Origin of the sequence: Pusillimonas sp., assembly GCF_029263785.1 — a bacterium.
Classification (GTDB): domain Bacteria; phylum Pseudomonadota; class Gammaproteobacteria; order Burkholderiales; family Burkholderiaceae_B; genus Pusillimonas.
In genome coordinates this window covers 1-22,207 of record NZ_JAJUFE010000041.1, presented here as the reverse complement: position 1 = coordinate 22,207, position 22,207 = coordinate 1, and the positions used below count along the sequence as shown (strand labels likewise).

Annotated in this window: 17 protein-coding genes, 1 tRNA gene and 1 pseudogene; 15 read left to right on the top strand and 4 right to left on the bottom strand. The window is 58.5% G+C overall.

Annotated features, from left to right (window positions below; all coding sequences use genetic code 11):
* Positions 1 to 463 precede the first annotated feature (463 nt).
* The 8 genes and pseudogenes from Q1J88_RS09995 to Q1J88_RS12920 all read left to right on the top strand — a co-directional run bounded on the left by Q1J88_RS09995 (position 464) and on the right by Q1J88_RS12920 (position 10,132).
* Complete coding sequence (locus Q1J88_RS09995; RefSeq protein ID WP_301117512.1) at positions 464 to 1,579, top strand: glycosyltransferase; 1,116 nt, start codon at positions 464 to 466, stop codon at positions 1,577 to 1,579.
* A 94-nt stretch (positions 1,580 to 1,673) separates the two neighbouring features.
* Positions 1,674 to 2,948, top strand: coding sequence for a Vi polysaccharide biosynthesis UDP-N-acetylglucosamine C-6 dehydrogenase TviB (gene tviB / locus Q1J88_RS09990; RefSeq protein WP_301117510.1), 1,275 nt, complete (start codon positions 1,674 to 1,676; stop codon positions 2,946 to 2,948).
* A gap of 20 nt (positions 2,949 to 2,968) precedes the next feature.
* Complete coding sequence (locus Q1J88_RS09985) at positions 2,969 to 3,994, top strand: SDR family oxidoreductase (RefSeq protein ID WP_301117509.1); 1,026 nt, start codon at positions 2,969 to 2,971, stop codon at positions 3,992 to 3,994.
* Between the two features lies 1 nt (position 3,995).
* Entirely contained in the window at positions 3,996 to 5,345 is a 1,350-nt protein-coding gene (locus Q1J88_RS09980; protein WP_301117508.1) for a lipid II flippase MurJ, read from the top strand.
* A gap of 52 nt (positions 5,346 to 5,397) precedes the next feature.
* Positions 5,398 to 6,492, top strand: coding sequence for a glycosyltransferase family 4 protein (locus tag Q1J88_RS09975; protein ID WP_301117511.1), 1,095 nt, complete (start codon positions 5,398 to 5,400; stop codon positions 6,490 to 6,492).
* A gap of 99 nt (positions 6,493 to 6,591) precedes the next feature.
* On the top strand, positions 6,592 to 7,731 hold the full coding sequence (locus tag Q1J88_RS09970) for a glycosyltransferase family 4 protein (protein WP_301117507.1): 1,140 nt from the start codon (positions 6,592 to 6,594) through the stop codon (positions 7,729 to 7,731).
* Positions 7,718 to 8,734 (top strand): annotated as a pseudogene (locus Q1J88_RS12925) (glycosyltransferase); the annotation flags it as partial. The gene Q1J88_RS09970 and the pseudogene Q1J88_RS12925, both read left to right, overlap by 14 nt.
* A gap of 219 nt (positions 8,735 to 8,953) precedes the next feature.
* Positions 8,954 to 10,132 carry a glycosyltransferase family 4 protein gene (locus tag Q1J88_RS12920; protein ID WP_324216032.1) on the top strand — a complete coding sequence of 393 codons (1,179 nt, stop codon included), beginning with the start codon at positions 8,954 to 8,956 and terminating at the stop codon, positions 10,130 to 10,132.
* Between the two features lie 34 nt (positions 10,133 to 10,166).
* Here Q1J88_RS12920 and Q1J88_RS09960 read toward each other — a convergent pair whose 3' ends face one another.
* Positions 10,167 to 11,558, bottom strand: coding sequence for a phosphomannomutase/phosphoglucomutase (locus tag Q1J88_RS09960; RefSeq protein WP_301117505.1), 1,392 nt, complete (start codon positions 11,556 to 11,558; stop codon positions 10,167 to 10,169).
* A gap of 166 nt (positions 11,559 to 11,724) precedes the next feature.
* Here Q1J88_RS09960 and Q1J88_RS09955 point away from each other — a divergent pair, with 166 nt between their 5' ends.
* Positions 11,725 to 13,140, top strand: a complete 1,416-nt coding sequence (locus Q1J88_RS09955; protein ID WP_301117504.1) for an FAD-binding oxidoreductase — start codon at positions 11,725 to 11,727, stop codon at positions 13,138 to 13,140.
* 133 nt (positions 13,141 to 13,273) lie between these two features.
* On the opposite strand, the gene fahA is transcribed toward Q1J88_RS09955, so the two are convergent.
* The 3 genes from fahA to mutM form a co-directional block, all read right to left on the bottom strand.
* A complete protein-coding gene (gene fahA, locus Q1J88_RS09950; protein ID WP_301117503.1) occupies positions 13,274 to 14,587 on the bottom strand; it encodes a fumarylacetoacetase in 1,314 nt (437 codons plus the stop codon).
* 46 nt (positions 14,588 to 14,633) lie between these two features.
* On the bottom strand, positions 14,634 to 15,935 hold the full coding sequence (gene hmgA / locus Q1J88_RS09945) for a homogentisate 1,2-dioxygenase (RefSeq protein ID WP_301117502.1): 1,302 nt from the start codon (positions 15,933 to 15,935) through the stop codon (positions 14,634 to 14,636).
* Between the two features lie 96 nt (positions 15,936 to 16,031).
* Positions 16,032 to 16,859, bottom strand: a complete 828-nt coding sequence (gene mutM / locus Q1J88_RS09940) for a bifunctional DNA-formamidopyrimidine glycosylase/DNA-(apurinic or apyrimidinic site) lyase (protein WP_301117501.1) — start codon at positions 16,857 to 16,859, stop codon at positions 16,032 to 16,034.
* An 84-nt stretch (positions 16,860 to 16,943) separates the two neighbouring features.
* On the opposite strand from mutM, the gene Q1J88_RS09935 reads away from it, so the two are divergent.
* The 6 genes from Q1J88_RS09935 to Q1J88_RS09910 all read left to right on the top strand — a co-directional run bounded on the left by Q1J88_RS09935 (position 16,944) and on the right by Q1J88_RS09910 (position 22,180).
* Complete coding sequence (locus Q1J88_RS09935; RefSeq protein ID WP_301117500.1) at positions 16,944 to 18,707, top strand: tetratricopeptide repeat protein; 1,764 nt, start codon at positions 16,944 to 16,946, stop codon at positions 18,705 to 18,707.
* Between the two features lie 5 nt (positions 18,708 to 18,712).
* A complete protein-coding gene (gene lolB / locus Q1J88_RS09930; RefSeq protein WP_301117499.1) occupies positions 18,713 to 19,303 on the top strand; it encodes a lipoprotein insertase outer membrane protein LolB in 591 nt (196 codons plus the stop codon).
* A gap of 8 nt (positions 19,304 to 19,311) precedes the next feature.
* Positions 19,312 to 20,292 (top strand): 4-(cytidine 5'-diphospho)-2-C-methyl-D-erythritol kinase, encoded by a 981-nt coding sequence (gene ispE / locus Q1J88_RS09925; RefSeq protein WP_301117498.1) that lies wholly within the window; start codon positions 19,312 to 19,314, stop codon positions 20,290 to 20,292.
* A gap of 1 nt (position 20,293) precedes the next feature.
* Positions 20,294 to 20,370 (top strand) — tRNA-Gln (locus tag Q1J88_RS09920).
* 116 nt (positions 20,371 to 20,486) lie between these two features.
* Positions 20,487 to 21,437 carry a ribose-phosphate pyrophosphokinase gene (locus Q1J88_RS09915; protein ID WP_301117497.1) on the top strand — a complete coding sequence of 317 codons (951 nt, stop codon included), beginning with the start codon at positions 20,487 to 20,489 and terminating at the stop codon, positions 21,435 to 21,437.
* A gap of 104 nt (positions 21,438 to 21,541) precedes the next feature.
* On the top strand, positions 21,542 to 22,180 hold the full coding sequence (locus Q1J88_RS09910; RefSeq protein ID WP_301117496.1) for a 50S ribosomal protein L25/general stress protein Ctc: 639 nt from the start codon (positions 21,542 to 21,544) through the stop codon (positions 22,178 to 22,180).
* Positions 22,181 to 22,207 lie beyond the last annotated feature (27 nt).

The window sequence follows — 22,207 nt, the reverse complement described above, 5'->3', positions numbered from 1 at the left end:
CCTTGCCCGTAGCCCACTTCGATAGACTAGGCGTTCCGAGGCTCTCTTAACCTCAACTTCTCGAACCGCCCGGTGCGGACCCGCATGCCGGGTGGTGTGGCAGGGGCGCAGTTCATCAGAACTGCCCCCTATGCCGATTGTGCGCCCGGCAGGTTGCTCTCCTGCGGTGCATGTCCCGCCCTAAGCTGATCACTGCGGTGCGGACGCGCATGCCAGGTGGTGTGGCAGAGGCGCAGTTCATCAGAGCTGCCCCTATGCCGATTCGGCGCGGTCAATTCGCGTTCTGTTACATTTTTGCTCGCATATTTTTTAAGGGTTTGCCCTGACTGTTACAGTTTCGGATCATAATGTGGGTTGATCAATCGGCTGTTGCCCGCGCCCTATTGCGGCGTCTCGATCAGCCCCATTGGAACGTGGATTCATAACCGGGAAATCTCTGACTGTGCCTCAAACCTGGGACACTCTGACTTGGCTTTATATCTGTATTGTCGCCTTTACGGTCGGCGGACTCATTGTCGCGTCTGAACGCTGGCACGGTGCCTTTACCGGCGATTCCGACATGTCCAAGCCCCAGGCCTCGCATTCGCGGGCCGCGCCCCGGGTAGGAGGGTTGGCCGTGGTGGCGGGCAGCTTGGCAGGATTGCTGGTTCTCGGACCCAGCAACATGACGCTTACCTGGCTCTGGCCGGTGCTGTTTATTGCCGCCATGCCGGTGTTTGTAGCCGGGCTCCTCGAGGACATCACCAAAGAAGTGGGGGCCGGCAAGCGCCTGATGGCCGCCTTTGTGTCTGCCGCAATCGCATGGTGGCTGCTGGGTGGAGTTTCACGTGTCGGGTTTACCGGCATCGACTGGTTATTGCAGTTCTGGCCGATTTCCCTGATTGTGACAGTCGTGGCGGTCGGCGGGTGCACACACGCCCTGAACATCGTGGACGGAATGAATGGTCTGGCCGGCATGGTAGCAACGCTCATGGCACTGTCCATCGGTCTTGTTGCGCTTCAGGTCCAGGATATTCCCATTTTCCTGATTGCGGCGGCGTTGGCGTCCGCCACGTTGGGATTCCTGGTGTGGAACTTCCCCTTTGGTCGCGTCTTTCTCGGAGACGGCGGAGCGTATTTTTTGGGCTTCATGTTGGCCGAGCTTGCCGTGCAACTCGTAGTGCGTAATCCAGGCGTCTCGCCGTTCTATGCCCTGGCTGCGGTGTTTTATCCAGTGTTCGAGACATTGTTCTCAATCTGGCGCCGCCGCTTCAAACGCGGCACACCTGTAGACCAGCCAGACGCCCTGCATTTGCATCAACTGGTTTTCCGTCGTCTGGTGCGTGTAACCTTCAGTCGCGATCGGCGACATGCAGTACCTGCCTTGTGCAACGCCATGGCTTCGCCTTACCTATGGGTGTTGACTCTGATTGGTCTGGCACCCGCTACTATCTGGTGGGACGATCCGGTTATCCTGTGCATCAGTCTGGTGGTGTTTGCTGCCGTGTACATCTGGATTTATACGCGCCTGGTATTGTGGCGCCGCCCATCATGGCTTCTGCTGCCATCATTGGGTCGCAATACGCGCGACAAGCGTTGACATCGGGAAGCCGGTGTGACTTGCAGTGGAATGACGTGCGAGCTAATCGGGAACCCATTAATATCATTCAAAAATTCTTTCTGGGAGATTTGGTTTGCAACTGCAAGACGTAAAACTGGCTGTCGTCGGCCTGGGCTATGTAGGCCTTCCATTGGCGGTGGAATTCGGGAAAAAGCGCCCCGTTCTTGGGTTTGATATCAATGCCAAGCGAATTGCCGAGCTAAAACAGGGCATGGATCATACGCTCGAAGTCGAGCCCGAAGAACTGGCTCAGGCTACTCAGTTGGAGTTTTCCCACGAGGCCGAAATGCTTGCCCGCGCAAACGTATACATCGTGACGGTACCCACGCCTATCGATGACTTCAAGCAGCCCGACCTGACACCCTTGATTCGTGCCAGTGAAACCATCGGAAAAGTGCTCAAGCGGGGTGACATCGTTATTTACGAGTCCACGGTTTACCCCGGAGCCACCGAAGAAGACTGCGTCCCTGTTCTGGAGCGGGTGTCGGGCCTGCGCTTCAACGAAGATTTTTACGCAGGCTACAGCCCCGAGCGTATCAATCCAGGCGACAAGCTGCACCGCGTGTCCACCATCAAGAAGGTGACGTCGGGTTCCACCCCGGAAGTGGCCGAACTGGTCGACCAGCTTTATGGTCAGATCATTACCGCAGGCACGCATAAGGCGACGTCCATCCGGGTGGCTGAGGCTGCCAAGGTCATCGAAAATACCCAGCGCGACGTCAATATCGCACTCATTAACGAACTTGCCCTTATATTCAATCGTCTGGGCATCGATACTCAGGCGGTACTCGAAGCGGCAGGAACCAAGTGGAACTTCCTGCCATTCCGCCCTGGCCTGGTGGGCGGACATTGCATTGGCGTTGATCCGTACTATCTGACGCACAAGGCCCAGTCCATTGGCTATCACCCGGAAATCATCTTGGCCGGCCGCCGCCTGAATGACTCCATGGGAAGCTATGTGGTTTCTCAGCTTGTAAAGGCCATGACAAAGCGTTGCATCCAGGTGCAAGGGTCCAAGGTTCTGGTAATGGGCCTGGCGTTCAAAGAGAACTGCCCCGACCTGCGCAACACACGGGTGGTGGATATTGTTCGCGAGCTGGGCGAGTACAGCATTGATGTCGACGTTTACGATCCTTGGGTCGACGAAGCGGCTTCGCAAGAAGAATACGGCATCACGCCCGTCAAGGCACCTGCGCAAGGCAGCTACGACGGCATCATTGTGGCAGTCGCTCATGAGCAGTTTGTTCAGATGGGAGCTGATGCCATTCGTGCGCTGGGCAAGCCGCAACATGTATTTTACGATCTCAAGTACATCGTGCCGGCAGATCAATCGGACCTACGCCTGTGATCACGAAACCGGAGGTGCACATGAGTAAACGCTATCAAGAGGTCATCGCGTCGCTGCGCGAGGAACCCAAACGCTGGCTGGTGACAGGTTGCGCCGGCTTCATTGGCTCGAACATTCTTGAGACCCTTTTGGCCTTGGGCCAAAAGGTAGTTGGGCTGGACAACTTCTCGACCGGCTACCAACATAATCTGGATGAGGTTCAGAAGACGGTTGGCGGCGACAAGTGGGCAAACTTTTCGTTTATCGAGGGCGACATCCGTGACCTGGATGTATGCCGGCGTGCCATGCAGGACGTCGATTACGTCTTGCATCAGGCTGCGCTGGGTTCGGTGCCCCGGTCACTGCAGGACCCCATCACCAGCAACGAAGTCAATGTTTCGGGCTTTCTGAATGTTCTGGTGGCTGCACGCGATGCAAAGGTCAAATCCTTCGTGTATGCAGCTTCCAGCTCCACTTACGGTGACCACGAGGCCTTGCCTAAAGTCGAAGACCAGATAGGACGGCCCTTGTCGCCGTATGCGGTCACCAAGTATGTCAATGAGCTTTACGCCGATGTGTTCGCGCGTTCATATGGCTTTGGAAGCGTAGGCCTGCGCTACTTCAATGTGTTTGGCAAGCGTCAAGATCCTAATGGAGCATATGCGGCAGTCATTCCAAAGTGGGTGGCAGCAATGATCCGTGGCGAAGAGGTCATCGTAAACGGCGATGGCGAAACAAGCCGCGACTTCTGCTTTGTCGAGAACGCTGTTCAAGCCAATATATTGGCGGCTCTTGCCCAGCCGGAAGGCGTCAACCAGGTGTACAACGTGGCTTTCAATGCGCGTACCACCCTGAATGAGCTGTTCCAGTATCTGGCTCGGACGCTTGAAAGCCAAGGTGTCAAGTACGATAAGCAGCCTGTCTACCGTGAATTCCGTGCGGGCGATGTCCGGCACTCGCAGGCCGATATCAGCAAAGCCAAAGAGCTTCTGGGTTACGAGCCGATGCACAATATCGTGCAGGGTCTGGAAGTTGCGATGCCTTGGTATACCCAGTTCCTTCGTTGACTTGAAGACTTTTTCTCAGCGCTTGGCCGGACTTCACGCGGACCATCGTCGCATCGCAAAGGGTGCCGCCCGAGTCGCCTTCTTTTTGTTATTGGGCAAGGCGGCCGGCGCACTAAAAGAGATGGCGGTCGCATACCGCTACGGTATCAGCGACGTTGTTGATGCCTATCAGTTTACGCTGACCATGGCCAGCTGGCTGCCCGTCACCATCGTGGGGGCGTTATCGGTCGTGCTGATTCCTGTATTGGTGCGAACGCGGCGTGAAGAACGTTCCGCCCGGGCGCGCTTTCTGGGTGAGCTGCAAGCATGGACGATCGCGCTTGGGGTGGTGCTCGCCGTCCTGACCTACCTTGCGTGGCCGTACCTGCTGCAGTTTGCGGGGCAAGGGCTCGATCCACAGACCCAGCGGATGACGTCGCAGTTGATGTTTGCGTTTGCGCCCGCTGCCATGCTTACCTTGTTGACCGGCATCAGTGCGGCGCGCTTGCGTGCCCACGAGCGTCACATCAATACCTTGCTGGATAGCGTGCCGGCTGTAGTCATCCTTGTCTGGGTGTTGCTGGCGGTCTCCGTCGATAGTGTTGGTCCGCTGCTTTGGGGCACCCTCGTTGGTTACCTGATCCAATCCGCCTGGCTGCTATGGCTGGCGTCTCGTGCCGACGGAATGTGGGGTCGCCCGCGCCTGGGCTTTTCAGCGCCTCAATGGCCCGACCTGGTCAAGGCCGCCGGCATTATGCTTGTTGGGCAAGTCGCCATGAGTTTTGTGGGGCCGATTGATCAATATACTGCAGCCAACCTGGGCGCCAATGCTAACGCGACCCTCGGTTACGCTGCGCGCCTCCTGTCGCTTGTACTGGGCATCGGAGCCGCGTCGGTAGGGCGTGCCGCCTTGCCGGTACTGGCCGATGTACACAGTCGTGGCGACACCGCACACGCCCGGGCGGTCGCCTTGAAATGGTCAGTGTGGATGCTTGCAGCTGGCGCAGCGGCGGCGGCATTGGGGTGGCTGCTGGCACCCTGGGGCGTCAGCCTGCTTTTTGAACGAGGTGCATTCACCGAACAGGATACTCAGGCAGTAGCGCATGTTTTGCGGTGGGGTCTTTTACAGCTTCCGTTCTATTTCGGAGTGCTGATCCTGGTACAGCTTTTAGCCAGTCAAAACCGCTATCGGATCATGGCTGCGATAGCGGTGGCCAATTTTGCCATCAAGGCGATCATGAACCAGATCCTGGCGCCCACCATGGGCACCGCCGGAATCATGCTGGCAACCAGTTGCATGTATGCGCTGTCCTATAGCTGTTATGTAGTTGTTGCGTTGCGATCGCCGAAACCGGCGACCGCGGTACGCTGAGGATGTCAAGGTAGATAATTTGTCGCGTTCTTCCACTCGTTCTTCCTATTTGATGATCGTCATCCACTCCCTGCGAGGGGGAGGAGCTGAAAGGGTAGCTGTCGATCTGTCTTCTTACTGGGTCAGTCGCGGCTATCGGGTTGCCCTTGTGACCCAGGCGGATGCGTCGGGCGATGTTTACGAACTCGATCATCGTGTCAAACGTATTGTGCTGGGCACAGCCGCAGAAACCGGAGGTGGGCTGCGAGGAGTTCTTGCGAATGCACACCGGGTCTGGAAATTGCGACGCATTTTCCGTCGCGAGAAGCCGTCGCTGGTGCTGGGCATGATGACCACTTCTTCGATACTTTCCGTCATGGCGGCTCAAGGCTTGCCATGCCGGGTTATTGCAACGGAACACACGCATCCACCTGCGCAGACGATATCGCCCCTGTGGCAGCGCTTGCGGCGTTGGGCGTACCCCAGGGCCGAACGGGTGGTGGCCCTCACTTCGGGCACCGCCGCCTGGCTCGAGCAGAACGTGCCGGGATCGCGGCTTAGCGTCATTCCGAATTCGGTTCGTTGGCCCATGCCTGTCGGAGAACCCGTCGTTGAACCGCCTGCCCGTTATGGCAGGCGCCGGCTGCTGGCTGTCGGGCGCTTGCACCACCTGAAAGGTTTCGACATTTTGCTGGATGCGTTCAGACAGGTGGCGACCTATTTCCCTAATTGGGACCTGGTCATACTTGGCGAGGGCAAGTGCAGGGAGGCGTTGCAGGAACAAATCAAGGCGGCGGGCCTGTCCGAGCGTGTAAGCATGCCGGGTCGGGTTGGCAACGTGGGGCAATGGTATGCCGAGTCTGATCTGTATGTGCTCAGTTCCCGCGTCGAAGGCCTGTCGAATACCTTGCTTGAAGCCATGGCAAGCGGTCTGGCCCCGGTGGCGTTTGATTGTGAAACCGGCCCGCGCGAGATTATCCGTCATGGCATAGACGGAGCGCTCGTGAACCCGCCCGAAGACGCTGATGCGCTGGCCGCCCATCTTTCTGACATGATGGGGCATGAGGACAAGCGGCGTGCGTGCGCGCGTCGTGCTGTCGATGTGCTGGACCGATTTTCGACGGCCCGTGTAATGGCCTTGTGGGATGAGGTCTTGCGCGGCCATTGAGCCTTGATCGCCGGAATCGTCCCCGATCAGACCCGAACTCTGGAGCACCGAGATGAAACGAATGTTGCCGGTTGAACTCGCTGCAAGACGCATCAGACCATGAAGATATTGTTCTTGGCGAGCTCGTTGAATAGCGGCGGTGCCGAAAGGGTGGCGACAACGCTGGCCAGTGCGTGGGCGGATCGGGGAGACGACATTACGCTGGTGTCGACCTACCCTCGACGAGGCGAGTGCTTTTACCCCCTGAACGCCAAGGTCAAGCTGGTATGGATAGCTGATCGTTTACCAGGTGCTGGCAATCGGGCAAGCGTCACCCTGGCCAAGCTCAGGGCGCTGCGCCAGATGATGCGCGATGAAGAGCCAGACGTGGTCATCTCTTTCCTTACCAACGTAAACGTGATGGCATTGCTGGCACGAACGCGTTTGCGCGTTCCGATAGTGGTTTGTGAGAGGACAAGCCCCATGGCCGCCACCAATAGCGGTTTTGTCCTGCGGCAATTGCGCCGCGTTCTGTACCCAAGTGCCGATGTGGTTACGGTACAGGCAGACTCCAGCGTCGAACCATTCAAGCGCATGGTTCCCGGCATCCGGCGTCTCGAGGTGGTCTCCAACCCTCTTCCGGAAGGTCTTCTGCAACGTCCGCATGCGTCGTTGCCAAAATTGGCGCGAAAGCGATTGATGGCAATGGGCAGGCTGGTCCCGGCCAAACAGTTTGATGTTCTGATCGAGGTCTTCGCGCTGCTTGCGCCGCAATTTCCCGACTGGGATCTGGTCATATGGGGAGAAGGACCCGTACGTGATCTTTTACTCAAGCAGATATCTGCGTTGAATATGGAAGAACGGATTGCGCTGCCTGGGCGTACCCCTCAGCCCTGGGACGAGCTTGCCAAGGCAGAGGCGTTTGCCCTGACGTCGTCCGTAGAAGGTTTTCCCAACGTTCTGCTAGAGGCGATGGCGCTGGGGCTGCCCTGCATTGCATTCGATTGCCCGAGCGGTCCTGCCGAAATGACCAGAAACGGTCAGGATGCCCTGCTTGTGCCGTTAGGAGATGTTGCTGGTTTGTGCAAGGGTCTGGAACAGCTGATGCAGGACGACGAGCTTCGAAAAAAGCTTGGGAAGCGAGGTGCAGAGTCGGTCAGGCAGCGCTACGCATTACCGCAGATTCTCGAGCGGTGGGACGAGATTATCCGCTTGGCAACGGCAGGCAGCAGCAGAAGGGAAGCACATGATCGAACGTGAAACCTTCCACGTCGTGCATATCATCACGGGTTTGGGGCAGGGCGGTGCCGAGACTGTGCTGCATCGGCTGGTCACTGCGCCCGGGCAGACTACCCGGCATACTGTCGTTTCGATGGGGGGTGAAGGGGTGTTCGGGCCCCTGTTGCGGGATGCCGGCATCCCCGTCATCACCCTTGATATGCCGGCGGGAAGATTGACCTGGGACGGCCTGCGACGGCTGCACGCTTCGCTCAAGTCCCTGAAGCCGGATGTGGTCCAGACGTGGATGTATCATGCGGATCTGGTCGGTGGCGTTACCGCGCGCCTGGCCGGGATTCGTGCCGTGTCATGGGGAATTCGAAATTCCGGCGCCAATCTCGAAAAAAGCAGTCGACTGACCAATATCATTGCGTGGATCTGCGCACGACTTGCACGTCTGGTACCTGCGGGCATCGTCGCCTGCGCTCAGGATGCCGCGGCCCGCCACGAGGCGCGTGGGTACCCTGCGAATCGCATGGTGGTCATTCCCAACGGTTACGACCTTGCCCGCTGGACACCGCGCAAAGAGGCTCGAGCACGAATTCGACGCGAGCTGAACCTTGATGACAACACACTGCTGGTGGGTAGTGTGGCTCGCTGGAATCCGTTGAAAGATCACGCGAATCTCTTGCAAGGGTTTGCTGTATGTCTGCGTGCGTTTCCCAACGCACGTTGCGTGCTGATTGGTCAAGGCCTCTCGCCCGACAATGGTGCCTTGATGGCACTGTTGGACCGGTGGCAGCTGCGTGAAAAGGTAGTTTTGCTGGGGCGACGCGATGACATACCCGATGTCATGTCGGCCCTGGATATTCATGTGTTGTCCAGTTGTGCCGAGGGCTTTCCCAATGTAGTTGCTGAAGCCATGGCGGCGGGTGTGCCCTGTGTTGTCACCGACGTGGGTGACGCAGCGCGTATCGTGGGAGATTTCGGATGGGTTGTTCCGCCGCGGAATGCGGTTGAATTGGGCAGGGCCATGCAAGATGCATTGCAGGAACTGGGCTCGCCTGCAATGCTGGAGCGGATTCAGCAAGGCACTGAACGCGTCCGACGCCTATTTGGCTTGCAGGCGATGGTGTCGTCCTACACGCAACATTGGACTCGCCTGGGTTTGCAATACCCTGCGCCCCAGCGCGTAGCATTGAGGGCGGATGCTGAAGAGTCGGGGCGGCCGCCCATATCCGCTGCCGCCAAATCGGTCCAGGGCATGGATGAACGCAAGGGGCGACGGCTGCTATATGTCGTCAATAACCCCGCGTTCTTTTTGTCGCACCGTTTGCCTATCGCGTTGGCCGCCAAGGACGCGGGTTATGAGGTACATGTGGCCACCATGCCGGGAGAGGCTGCAGCCGACATTCGTTCGCATGGCCTGCAGCATCACGCGGTACCCATGTCGCGCAGTGGAAAGAACCCCTTGCAAGAGGCCGCAACCTTGTTCTCTTTGTGGCGGCTGTATCGCCGCTTGCGGCCCGATGTAGTGCATGCCGTCACCATCAAGCCCGTGTTGTATGGTGGGATCGCGGCGCGTCTGGCGCGAGTCCCGGCGTACGTCGCCGCAGTGTCGGGTCTCGGGTTCATCTTCATGCGTGAGCGCACTGGCTTTGATTTTTTGAAATGGTCCGCACTGACCTTGTATCGGCTCGCTTTGGGCCATCGCAACAGTCGCGTGATCTTCCAGAACACGAGTGACCGCGATGTTCTGCTGAAGGCGGGCGTTGTGCGCCAGCAGCAGGTTGAGCTGATTCGGGGCTCAGGTGTCGATCTGGACCACTTTGCGGTCACACCCGAGCCAGAGGGCCCGGTTGTTGCCGTCATGGTCGCGCGTCTGCTCGCAGATAAGGGAGTAAGGGAATTTGTTGAAGCAGCCCGCATGACATCTGAACGCAGGCGAGTATTGCGCTGGGTACTTGCGGGAAGCCTGGATCGTGGCAACCCTGCGAGCATCACTGCCCAAGAGCTGCAGCAGTGGCGCGAAGAAGGCGTCGTTGAATATATTGGAGAACAAAGCGATGTGGCGGCCTTGTATGCGCGCTCGCACATCGCGGTTTTGCCATCGTATCGCGAAGGTTTGCCAAAATCGCTGATCGAGGCCGCCGCTTGCGGCAGGGCTGTGGTCACGACGGACGTGCCGGGGTGTCGGGACGCGGTCGAGGCCGACCAGACAGGTCTGCTTGTGCCGGCCCGCGATGCCACGGCGTTGGCATTTGCGGTGCAACGCCTGGCCGACGACCCCGTGCTTCGACAAAAAATGGGCGAACAAGGTCGCCAGTTGGCCGAGCGGGCATTCGATATCCGGCAGGTCGTGCAGCGCCATTTGGAAATCTATGGCCTGCTCGCGGATATCGCCGGCGCCAGGCACCGGTTTGAAGCTTCAGACCTTGATTAGGGGCTGCTGTACCACCGGCATAAGTTGGCCTGCGCTAGAAGGGCAGGCGGGCGTCGCCGGCAAGCGGATACAGGGCGTCCCGGAATTCCTGCTGGATCCGGTCCAGGGCCTCCTGGCTGTCTGCCTCGAAACGCAGCACCACTACCGGTGTCGTATTTGATGCGCGCGCCAGGCCAAAGCCATCTGCGTACTCGGCACGCACTCCGTCAATGGTGTTGATGCTTTGGGCCGTCGGAAACTTGCCCTCGGCCTGAAGCCGGGCAATTAATGTGTGGGGCTGGCCTTCTTCCATCTCAAGCTTGAGCTCGGGAGTGGACAGGTCTTTGGGCAGGGCCTCAAGGACTTCCGAGGGGTCGTTGGCTCGCGCCAGGATCTCGAGCAGCCGGGCCCCGGTGTACAGGCCGTCGTCGAAGCCGAACCAGCGCTCCTTGAAGAAGGTATGACCGCTCATTTCACCGGCCAGCGGTGCGTTGGTTTCAGCCAGCTTGGCCTTGATCATGGAATGGCCCGTTTGCCACATCAGCGGGGTGCCGCCGGCCTGGGCAATGGAGCTTGCAACGTGACGGCTGCATTTTACGTCGAAGATAATGGTGGCACCGGGTTCGCGCGACAATACATCGCGGGCGTAAAGTATGAGCTGACGGTCGGGCCAGATGATTTCGCCCGACTTTGTCACGACTCCCAAGCGATCGGCGTCGCCGTCAAATGCAAGGCCTATCTCGCAGTCTGTGTTCTGTACATGTCGGATGAGGTCTTGCAGGTTGGCGGGGTCGGCGGGGTCGGGGTGGTGATTGGGAAACCCCCCATCGACCTCGCAGTACAGTTCGTCGACCTTGCAACCCAAGGCACGGAACAGTTGGGGCGCAACAGCGCCTCCGACGCCGTTTCCACAATCGATGGCAATTTTCATGGGGCGCGCCAGCTTGACATCGCCTGCTATGCGCTGGATGTAGTCATCGATAAGATTGACCGTTGATTGCCTGCCTTGCAGTGACTCTGCGGTGGGGTCGATTTCGTTCATGACCTGCTTTAGCGCCTGGACATCTGCGCCGTGCAGGGTCTTGCCGCCCATCATCATTTTGAAGCCGTTGTAATTGGGCGGATTGTGGCTGCCAGTAATGGCAACTCCGGATCCGGTTCGCTGGGTGTGTGCGGCATAGTAGACAAGCGGTGTCGGTGCCATGCCTATATCCAGCGAGTCGACGCCTTCTGCGTTGATGCCTTCCTGCAGGGCCTTTGCCAGATCGGGGCTGCTGAGCCTTCCGTCGTAACCCACCACAAGTGTTTCGATGCCCTCCGACTTGGCTCGCTGGGCCAGGGCTCGGCCCAGCAGGCGGGCGAACTGTGGGTTGATTTGATCTGGCACTGTGCCACGAATATCGTAAGCCTTGAAAACCGCATCAGGCAGGGCGTTGCTGGATGTCACGTAGTTTCCTTCTTCGTTATGAAAAACAGCGGCATTCAGTACTTGAAGCCAGTTTGTTCAATATCCGCGTTTTGCGCGCGCAGGCCTTGGGATTATTGCACAGCCGCTCAGGGGCTAAAATGAAGCAGGTTAACCGCGCATAGGGCGCGTTCAGCAAAGGCAGGTAATGACTAAACTTGATCAACTCGTTGAACTTCTGGGTTCTGCTCACGTACTCACGGGGACGGACGCAGCTTCTTATGTCGAGGACTGGCGTGGGCGGTATCGCGGCCAGGCTCTGGCGGTCGTCCGGCCAGGATCGACCGAGGAGGTGGCGCAGGTGGTCAGGTGGTGTGCTGCAAGCGGTGTGCCGATTGTGCCGCAGGGTGGAAACACCGGCTTATGCGGTGCGGCGACGCCGGATTCAAGCGGCAGGGCGATAGTGCTGTCTTTAGGCCGCCTGAATCGAATTCGCAGCGTGGACACGGACAACGACACGATGGAAGTCGAGGCGGGCTGCATCCTGCAGTCGGTACAGCAGGCGGCGCGCGAGGTGGATCGATTGTTTCCGCTCAGTCTGGCGGCTGAGGGCAGTTGCACTATTGGCGGCAATCTGGCTACCAATGCGGGGGGCACGCAAGTCTTGCGCTACGGAAATGCGCGCGACCTGGTGCTGGGCCTTGAGGTAGTGACGCCGCAAGGTAAGGTCTGGCATGGTTTGCGGGGGTTGCGCAAGGACAATACCGGGTACGATTTGCGCAATCTGTTCATGGGCAGTGAAGGAACCCTGGGCATCATTACTGCAGCAACGCTGAAGCTGTTCCCGCTGCCGGTTGCGCAATGCACGGCTTTGGTGGCGCTTGGCTCGGTGGATGATGCGGTGGCGCTGTTGTCGGTCGCCCGCCGCGGATTTGGCCCGGCGCTTACGGGATTCGAGCTGATTGCAGGCCACTGTCTGCAACTGGTCAACCGGCACTATCCACAGCAGAAAATACCGTTCGAGGGTGAGTCAGCGGCTTTGCCCTGGTACGCGCTTCTCGAAATATCCGATAGTGAAAGTGCGGAACATGCGCGCGAGCGTTTTGAGACGATAGTGGGTGAGGCGTTCGAAGCCGGCCTGGTTGCCGATGCGGTCATTGCCGAAAACATTTCTCAGAGCAAGGCATTGTGGCATTTGCGTGAGAGCATTCCGCTTGCCGAGAAGGACGCTGGAAAAAGCATCAAGCATGATGTGTCGGTGCCGGTTTCGAACATGTCTGTGTTTATCGAGGCGACGAACGCGGCACTGCAATCCCGCTTTCCCGGTATTGAACACGTGATATTTGGTCACTTGGGTGATGGAAACCTGCATTACAACGTGGCTCGTGGGCAGGCGTTTTCCGAAGACGAGTTACTTGCGCAGCAGGATGCGGTGTACGAGATTGTGCATGACAATGTGCATAAGCTTGGCGGGTCGATCAGTGCTGAGCATGGCGTCGGACAACTGAAGCGGGATGTGCTCCCCCGATACAAGGATCCGGTCGAAATGGAGTTGATGCGGCGGATCAAGCGGGCGTTGGATCCGGATGGGTTAATGAATCCTGGAAAGGTGCTGGCTGACTGAACAGGTTGCTTCTTTGGCTTCGGACAGGTGACGCCGAACTCCTCTGTCTCGCGGCTAAGAAAACGGCATAGTCTGGCCGGGTGCCAAGCCCCCCAACCACTCCAGACCCTTGCGTTCAGGATTCTTGGCCTCTTCAAATTGCGGGCAGGACGGTTGCGGAGCAGTCTCCGAATCCGATTGAGGTGTGGCCTTCTTTTTGGCAGTAGGCCCGCATGATGACGCGGTCGTAGTCTTCGAGGAAGCTGCGGTCCTCGCCCCAGGGCAGGGCGACGCATTGTTTGCCTCCCCGGGTCATTTCGAGCAGGCAGCCTTCCTGGCCGGCGTCGGGACCGGACAAGGTGCCGGTGCCCAGCAGGTCGCCGGGACGGAGGTTGCAGCCGTTGACCGTGTGGTGTGCGACCAGTTGGGCGATGTTCCAGTAGGCGTATTTGAGATTGCTGCGCGCGAGCACATGGGGGTCGTGACGGGCGGCGCGGGATTTGCGGGTGCTTAGGGCAACTTCGAGTTGAATGTCGAAGGCGCCTTTAAGTGTGTTGTGTTCCGAGCTGAGATAGGCCAGCGGCTGCGGGTCGCTTTCGTCGCGTCGAAATGCAGTCCGAAACGGTGCCAGTGCCTCCAGTGTCACGACCCACGGAGATATTGTGCTGGCGAAGCTCTTGGCAAGGAAGGGGCCAAGGGGCTGGTATTCCCAGGCCTGTATGTCGCGTGCAGACCAATCGTTGAGTATGCAAAGCCCAAACACATGAGACTCGGCTTCGTCGATGGGTATGCGTTGACCTAGGGCGTTGCCGCAGCCTATGAAGACGCCCAGCTCCAGCTCATAGTCCAGGCGCTGGCTGGGGCTGTAGCTGGGGGTATCCGAACCAGGGGCGGGGCGTACCTGGCCTGCAGGGCGTGCGAAGTCCGCACCCGACACGTTGATGCTGGATGCCCGGCCATGATAGCCGATGGGCAGCCATTTATAGTTGGGTAGCAGGGGATTGTCGGGCCGGAAAAGGCTGCCTACTGTGGTGGCGTGGTATTTGGAAATATAAAAGTCGGTGTAGTCACCGATCTGGGCGGGCAAGGTGAATTGGGCTGTTGCCCGCGTGGATAGCAGGGGTTGCAATGCCTGTTGTAGTGAGGAACCGCGACGCAGGGCGCGTGAAAGGGCCAGGCGAAGTGCAGACCAATGCTCGTGGTCGAGACTCATCAGTTCATTCAGGCTGCTTCCGCGGCACGCGTCCAGTGCTTGCTGGGCCAGGCCGCTGAAAGGGTGTAATTCGGCCAGTTTGCGCAGGTCGAGTATGTGCCGGCCTATGGCAACGCCTGCTCTGTACTCAGCTTCGCCTTCAGGGCGGTACATGGCATATGGCAGGTTTTGGATGGGGAAACAGCAGTCGTCGTCGTTGGCGGACTCCACCCAGCTATCAAGGTCGGGATCGTGGGTTTCGTTCAGGTCGGCCATGATGTCTCCGTGCGCACTGCTGCAAGCTCGTTGGCGCGCAGCGTGACTAGGGTTGATGTGGGTCGAAGTGTTTGGGCAAGTCTTGCCAGCACTGCAGATAATCCTGCTGAAGCAGGGGCGAGTTCAAGGCGTGCCCGGTGGGATGAATGATGCGCCGGGTCTCGAACATGAAGGCAAGGGTGTCGCGCAGGTACTGTGGCTCGTTGGTGCTTTGGTTCAGGGCGGTGGAAAAGGTCTGGGCATCAGGGCCGTGGGCTGACATGCAGTTATGCAAGCTTGCACCGCCAGGCAGGAAGCCATCGACCTTTGCGTCGTATACGCCCTGGATCAGGCCCATGAATTCGCTGGCAACGTTGCGATGAAACCAGGGTGGGCGAAAGGTGTTTTCAGCCACAAGTATGCGCGGCGCAAACACGACCACGTCGACATTGGCACTGCCCGGCATGTCGGACGGAGATGTCAGCACGGTGAAAATGCTTGGATCAGGGTGATCAAAGCTGATCGAGCCTATGGCGTTGAAGCGCCGCAGGTCGTATTTGTATGGAGCGTAGTTGCCGTGCCAGGCAACGACATCAAGTGGGGAATGGTCCATGGATGTACGCCACAATCGGCCTGCAAATTTTGCGATCAGTTCAAATTCGCCGGCTTTGTCTTCATACCAGGCAACAGGCGTTTCGAAGTCCCTGGCGTTGGCCAGGCCGTTTGATCCAATGGGGCCCAGTTCAGGTAGCCGCAGGGGAGCGCCGAAGTTCTCGAGCAGGTAACCGGAAGAATGGTTATCGGGCAGTTCAACGCGAAACCGGATTCCTCTTGGAATGACGGCAATCTCGGCCGGTTCCAGCTCGATCAGGCCAAGCTCGGTGGCCAGGTGCAAGCGACCGTTCACCGGCACAAAAAGAAATTCGCCGTCGGCGTTGTAAAAGTGGCGGCCGGTCATGTCAGCTGACGCGGCATAAAGGTGGATGGCAACACCCGTCAGTTGGTCGGGACTGCCGTTGCCTGCCCAGGTCTGGACACCATCGACCCAGTCAGTACGCTGCGTGTTTTCTGGTCGCGGGTTCCACCGCAAGGGGTTTGGAGGGGTTGCCGTTTGATCAAACTGGCTTACCCAGCCTTGAGCCTCGTAGGATGAAAACGGCCGTTGGTTTGCGGCGGAAGGCCGCAAACGGTACAACCAGCTTCGCCTGTTTTCCGAACGTGGTGCTGTAAAAGCGGTTCCCGAAAGCTGTTCGGCATACAGGCCGTAAGGACAGCGCTGTGGCGAATTGCGGCCCACGGGCAAGGCACCGGTCAGGGCTTCGCTTGCCCAATCGTTGCAAAAACCTGTCTGGTATTGCAAATTGGTCATTGCCAGTCTCCCACATAGGGTGAAGCGGCGCAGTAAGGTAGGTGATTAACGTCAGTGTCGCGGTTGTGCCTGTACCGTGTCAACGTGTTGAAAAAATCAGTGCCGCTGGCAGCGCGGACAGTAATAGGTGGCCCGCTGACCTTGCACAATGCGACGAATCAAGGCGCCACATGCCTTGCAAGGTTTGTTCTCGCGATCGTATACGGCGGCATGAATGTCAAAGTAAGAGCCGGGGTTGCCGGTTGCGTTCACGTAGTCGCGAAGCGTGCTGCCTCCTGAAGTCAGTGCGTCGCTCAAGGTGGCGCGTATGGATTCGCAAAGTCGCTCGCAACGCTTGAGCGACAGTCTCCCGGCGGGAGTCATCGGGTGAATGCGTGCCCGAAACAAGGCTTCTGACGCGTAGATATTGCCCACGCCGACAACAATGTCACCGGCAAGAAGCGCCTGCTTGATATTGAGGCGTTTGCCCTTGAACCGATCGTGCAGGAAGGCAGGTGTGAGATCCGGTCCGAAGGGCTCGACGCCCAGCCGGACCAGTAACGGGTGCTCAAGCAGCGAACCTTCCTGGTTGTCATGCCACAGCACGGCCCCAAAACGACGCGGGTCATGCAGCAGAAAGCGGGCGTCGTCGAACAGCCATTCGACATGGTCATGTTTGCGGCGTGGCTCATCCAGCTGGACGCGGCGCAGGGAGCCTGACATGCCAAGATGGATAAGCATGGTACCGTGCTCGAAGATTAGCAGCAGGTATTTGCCCCGACGCTCACAGCTTTGAACGACGCGGTTGGCTACGCGTTCGGATAGGTCAGCAGGTACGGGCCAACGCATTCTGGGTTCGTAAACCGCTAATTTTCGCAGTGGGCGGCCGGGCATTATCGTCGCAATTCCGCGACGCGTGGTTTCGACTTCTGGGAGCTCAGGCATAACAGGGTGATAACATCGCTAAATCTGATAATGTATTTTCGTCATTTTGCGCTTTTCGCATCGCGCCGCAGCGGCGATTCATGAATGAAACTATCCAGTCTCCTGTTTTGGGCAGTATCGGCAAGTTTGTGTCTGCAGTTTCCTGGTATGGCGTCGGCGGCTCAAGACGAAGTCGTCGAGCAAATACGGCTGCGAGCCGGGGAACCGCCCGCTGTTGCACTCACGCCCGATCTGCTGTATCGCATTTTGCTGGCGGAAATTGCTGCCCAACGCGGTGATTTCGATGTGGCCAGCGAGCAGTTCCTTAGCCTGGCCAAGGATACCTCTGATCCGCGTCTGGCCCAAAAGGCGTTCCGGGCTGCGATCATCAATCGCAACATGGCTCGCGCCAACGAGGCGGCCCAGCAATGGGTCCTGCTGGCCCCTGGCGACCCCGAAGCGGTTGCAAGTTCCCTGGCCCTGGCGGCGTCAAACGGGCAGACCTCGGGCATGGCCGGGGCCTTATGGAAGCGGATAGAACGCGCAGAAGATAAGGATACCGCCATCCTTCAGGCTGCCGCCATCATCGCCAAGCTCAGCGACAAGAAGGTGGCCCTGGACGTGCTCGAGCGTACGCTGCGTGCGCCGGTAAGGTCGTTGCCGATTTCGCATGTGGTTCTGGCTGACGCGGCCTGGGCAGCCGGCGACCCGGAGCGCGCGCTTGACGAGGCCCGTCGGGCCCAGGCACTTGACCCTGCGCTGGAATCTGCCGCGCAGCGCGTCCTGGAATATGGCATGAGCGTAGACCCGCAGGCGGCACTGGCCGAAACGCGGGCTTTCATCAGGGCCCACCCCGAGGCTTCCAAGGTGCAGCTGTTGTTGGCCAATCACCTTGTACGCCGGGGAGATTTCGAAGGCGCGCTGAACGTCATACATGCGCTACGCCAGACTACGCCCGAGGATTTCGACCTGTTGTATACCGAGGCCGAGATCAACTTCAGGGCCGAACGCTTCGATGAGGCACGCAACCTTTTGCAGCAATACATAAATGTTCAGACCCAGCGTCGTCAGTCCGTCGACGACAGGGCCACCGATGCGATGGGCGACTCGTCGGATGCGCGACTGATGCTCGTCAAGATTGCAGAACGACAAGGAGATCTGGCCGAAGCGATTCATCAGCTTGAACTGATAGACGACCCGTCACTGGTGTTTCAGGCGCGCATCCACAAGGCGGTTCTGGAAAGCCGGCGCGGGGACCTGGCTCAGGCACGCCGAACACTTGCTGCCCTGAAGCCGGCCAACGACCGTGAGCGAGCGGTTGTTGCCCTGACACTGTCGACCATTCTGCGCGAAGGTGGGCGCACCGAGCAGGCGGTCGAAGTGCTTGTCAAGGCTGACAAAGAGCTGCCCAATACGTCAGAAATCAAATACGATCTGGGCATGCTGTACGAGCGCCAGGGTCGTTACGATGATTTTGAAGAAATGATGCGCAGTGTGATCGAGCTCAAGCCTGACGATGCCAATGCGTACAACTCCCTGGGGTATACCTTTGTCGACCAGGACACGCGGCTTGATGAAGCCCGCGAGCTGCTGGAGCGAGCGCTCGAGCTCGAGCCCGATAATCCCTACATTCTCGATAGTGTGGGCTGGTATTTTTATCGAGTAAACGACTATGACTCCGCCCTTGAGTATCTGGAGCGTTCGTACGAACTGCTGCCGGCAGCCGAAGTGGCGGCGCACTTGGGCGAAGTATTGTGGCGCCTTGGTCGGCATGATGAAGCCCGACGTGTGTGGCGTGAAGCGTATGCCAAGGAAGCCGATAGCGAAGTGCTGAACAAAACCATGAAGCGATTCGGAGTTGCCCCCTGATGCCCATGTCAAATCCTGCAGATATCCACCGTCGCCGGCTGCTGTTTGCGGGTATCGGTCTGATCGGTGCATTGGTGGCCGGCTGCGCTTCGCCTCCCCGCATTGACGAAGCGGCCGCCGGCCCGTCATTTGATCGCACGGGGCGTTTTGCCTTGCTCGTCGAGCGGCGAAATTCCGAGCAAGAGGCCGTGCAGGGCGGGTTCGCGTGGCGCGATACATCGTCGGTACAGCGACTCGATCTGGCCAATCCGCTGGGCAATACCCTGGCTCGCATTGATCTTCAGCCAGGCAGGGCGGTACTTACCCGTTCAAACGGTGCGGTCGAACAGGCCTCCAGTCCGGACGCCCTGGTCGAGCAGGTGCTGGGCAGTCCTATCCCTGTTGCAGGCTTACGGTACTGGTTGCAGGGCAGGCTTGCACCCGGCCCCTCCGAGCACGTCGAAAAGGATGCCGACGGCCGGCTTTATCGATTCGCGCAGCAAGACTGGCGCGTCGAGCTTACGCGATACGACAATCTTGGGCCTCGCCTGTTGCGGCTGCGTCGCACCGAAGCTGCGCGCGACATCAGCCTGAGGCTTGTTGTAGACGGGCAGTAGCGAGTTTCATGCATTTGCATAATGTGCCGGCTCCGGCCAAGTTGAATCTTTTCCTGCATGTAACAGGGCGTCGTGCCGATGGCTATCATTTGCTTCAAACGGCCTTTCGCTTCATTGATCTGTCTGACACCCTGAACTTCGAGCGCGTGGGCGACGGCGCCATCGTTTATGAAAGTCCGATTCCCGGTATGTCCGCGCAAGACGATCTTGTCTTCAAGGCGGCTACTGCGCTACGCGAGACTACAGGCACAAAGTGGGGTGCGCGCATCTCGTGCGTCAAGCGCATTCCGCCGGGGGGCGGCCTTGGGGGTGGGTCAAGCAATGCCGCAACCACGCTCATAGCATTGAACCGGCTTTGGGAAACCGGCCTGACCCGGCGTGAACTGATGGAACTGGCCTTGCCGCTGGGTGCCGACGTGCCGGTTTTCATATTCGGCCAGCCGGCTTTTGCCGAAGGGGTAGGCGAAATTCTAAGGCCGATCGAGTTGTCTCCAAGTGCATATCTGGTGGTGCGGCCGGCTGTCCATGTATCGACAGGCGACATTTTTACCGACCCCAACTTGACACGCGACACTAAACCCATCAAAATATCGGTCTTTGCTGATTGGCTACTTAAACAGCAGCGAATTGAACAGCAACAAACGCAGGGCGAACGGCAGCATGAATCGCATGCGGAACAAAATAAAACGCAGGCTTACGGGCTTCATGCTTATTTTGGTCGCAACGATTTAGAGCCAGTTGTCAGGGCAAGGTATCCCAAGGTCGAAAAAGCGTTGGCTTTTTTAGCCCAGAACCAGATACCCGCTCGAATGACTGGGTCGGGTTCGTGTTTATTTGCCCAGTTTGTAACGCATGGTCAAGCTCTGCTGAACCAACAGAAAATTATCGGTAAAATACCCAACTGTGGCAACACGGTGCCGGTCATTGATGAAACGTGGGTTTGCCATGGTTACGTCGATCACCCCTTGCGGTATTGGACCAAAGATTAATTGGGGAATCGCCAAGCTGGTTAAGGCACTGGATTTTGATTCCAGCATGCGAAGGTTCGAATCCTTCTTCCCCAGCCATTTACAACATGGCCCAGACCAACTGTCTGGGCCATGTATCACAAGCTGTTGAGTCAGCGCGTCGCACTGACGCGCGTCAACAGCTTTATTATTGACGCCGCGGAATCCCATCCATCATGGCAAATGACAGATTCATGATCTTCACCGGCACCGCCAATCCCCGGTTGGCGGTCGACGTTGTCAATCATCTGGACATGTCGCTCGGTAAAATGACCGTAGGCCGTTTCTCAGACGGTGAGGTCATGGTCGAAATCAACGAAAACGTCCGCGGCAAGGACGTGTTCGTACTGCAGCCCACCTGCGCTCCCACCAACGACAATCTCATGGAAGTCATGGTAATGGTCGACGCGCTGCGCCGGGCATCTGCCGGCCGCATCACGGCCGCTATCCCATACTTTGGCTATGCCAGGCAAGATCGTCGCCCTCGCTCCGCGCGCGTTGCCATATCGGCCAAAGTCGTGGCCAACATGTTGCAGGTCGTGGGCGTGGATCGTGTCATGACCATGGATCTGCATGCTGACCAGATCCAGGGTTTTTTTGATATTCCCGTCGACAACGTATATGCAGGACCCATCCTTCTGGGTGATATCTGGCGTCGCAACTATAAAGACGTGGTTGTGGTCTCGCCCGACATCGGTGGTGTGGTCCGTGCCCGTGCGCTGGCCAAGCAGCTTGAAGCCGACCTCGCCATTATCGACAAGCGTCGTCCGCGTGCCAATGTTTCTGAGGTGATGAACATCATCGGAGAAATCGATGGTCGCACCTGTATCATCATGGACGATATGGTCGACACGGCCGGCACGCTGTGCAAGGCGGCACAGGCGCTGAAAGAGCGCGGTGCCAAGGCGGTGTATGCATACTGCACTCACCCGGTGCTTTCCGGCGGTGCCATCGATCGCATCAAGGATTCCGAGCTCGACGAACTTGTTGTAACAGACACGATTCCCCTGTCCGAAGAGGGCGCAGCCTGCGGCAAGATTCGCCAGTTGTCCTGCGCGTCGCTGCTGGGCGAGACCATGCTGCGCATTTCGAATGCCGAATCGGTCAGCTCTCTGTTTGTGGAATAAATATATGTGCTGTCCCGCTGGTCGCGGCGGGGCAGTGAAAGCGCGCGGCGCAGTTCGCCGCGTTTTTTAACGGGCAATAGCCCTTTGTGTATTGGAGTCTTTCCATGAAATTCAACGCCACTTTGCGTAGCGTCCAAGGTACGGGTGCGAGCCGCCGCCTGCGCCGCGCTGGCCGTGTTCCCGCCATTGTCTATGGCGGTGCCGACAAGCCCCTGAACATCGAGCTGGACCACAACGAGATCTTCCACGCGCTGCGCAAGGAAGCTTTCCACGCTTCGATTCTCGACATGCAACTCGACGGCAAATCGCAGCAGGTTCTGCTTCGTGCCGTGCAATGGCACCCATACAAGCCGCAAGTGCTACATGTGGATTTCCAGCGCGTCGTTGCCAAGCAGGCCATCACCACCAAAGTGCCGCTGCACTTCATTAATGGTGACGCATCGCCTGCCGTCAAGATCAGCAAGGCCATCATCAGCCACGTGCTGACCGAGCTCGAAATCACCTGCTTGCCCGCAGACCTTCCCCAGAACATCGAAGTTGACCTCAGCAACCTCGAAGCCGGCGCCACCCTGCACCTGGCCGATATCGAACTGCCCAAGGGCGTTACCTTTGTGGGTCAGGGCGAAGCCGCCAACCCCGCATTGGCTACTGCGCTGGTCAAGGGCGGCGGTGCTTCGACAGACGGCGCCGACGGCGAAGACGGTGATGAGGCTGCTTCCGCCGACGGATCTGCAGACGAGTAATCGCTGACCGGTACTCGCCGTAGGCGG

Excerpts from the sequence above, each read along its gene's own strand:
- Q1J88_RS09985 (WP_301117509.1), top strand. The coding sequence starts at position 2,969 with ATGAGTAAACGCTATCAAGAGGTCATCGCGTCGCTGCGCGAGGAACCC.
- Q1J88_RS09975 (WP_301117511.1), top strand. The coding sequence starts at position 5,398 with ATGATCGTCATCCACTCCCTGCGAGGGGGAGGAGCTGAAAGGGTAGCT.
- Q1J88_RS09970 (WP_301117507.1), top strand. The coding sequence starts at position 6,592 with ATGAAGATATTGTTCTTGGCGAGCTCGTTGAATAGCGGCGGTGCCGAA.
- Q1J88_RS12920 (WP_324216032.1), top strand. The coding sequence starts at position 8,954 with ATGGATGAACGCAAGGGGCGACGGCTGCTATATGTCGTCAATAACCCC.
- Q1J88_RS09955 (WP_301117504.1), top strand. The coding sequence starts at position 11,725 with ATGACTAAACTTGATCAACTCGTTGAACTTCTGGGTTCTGCTCACGTA.
- fahA (WP_301117503.1), bottom strand. The coding sequence starts at position 14,587 with ATGGCCGACCTGAACGAAACCCACGATCCCGACCTTGATAGCTGGGTG.
- hmgA (WP_301117502.1), bottom strand. The coding sequence starts at position 15,935 with ATGACCAATTTGCAATACCAGACAGGTTTTTGCAACGATTGGGCAAGC.
- mutM (WP_301117501.1), bottom strand. The coding sequence starts at position 16,859 with ATGCCTGAGCTCCCAGAAGTCGAAACCACGCGTCGCGGAATTGCGACG.
- Q1J88_RS09935 (WP_301117500.1), top strand. The coding sequence starts at position 16,944 with ATGAAACTATCCAGTCTCCTGTTTTGGGCAGTATCGGCAAGTTTGTGT.
- lolB (WP_301117499.1), top strand. The coding sequence starts at position 18,713 with ATGTCAAATCCTGCAGATATCCACCGTCGCCGGCTGCTGTTTGCGGGT.
- ispE (WP_301117498.1), top strand. The coding sequence starts at position 19,312 with ATGCATTTGCATAATGTGCCGGCTCCGGCCAAGTTGAATCTTTTCCTG.
- Q1J88_RS09915 (WP_301117497.1), top strand. The coding sequence starts at position 20,487 with ATGGCAAATGACAGATTCATGATCTTCACCGGCACCGCCAATCCCCGG.
- Q1J88_RS09910 (WP_301117496.1), top strand. The coding sequence starts at position 21,542 with ATGAAATTCAACGCCACTTTGCGTAGCGTCCAAGGTACGGGTGCGAGC.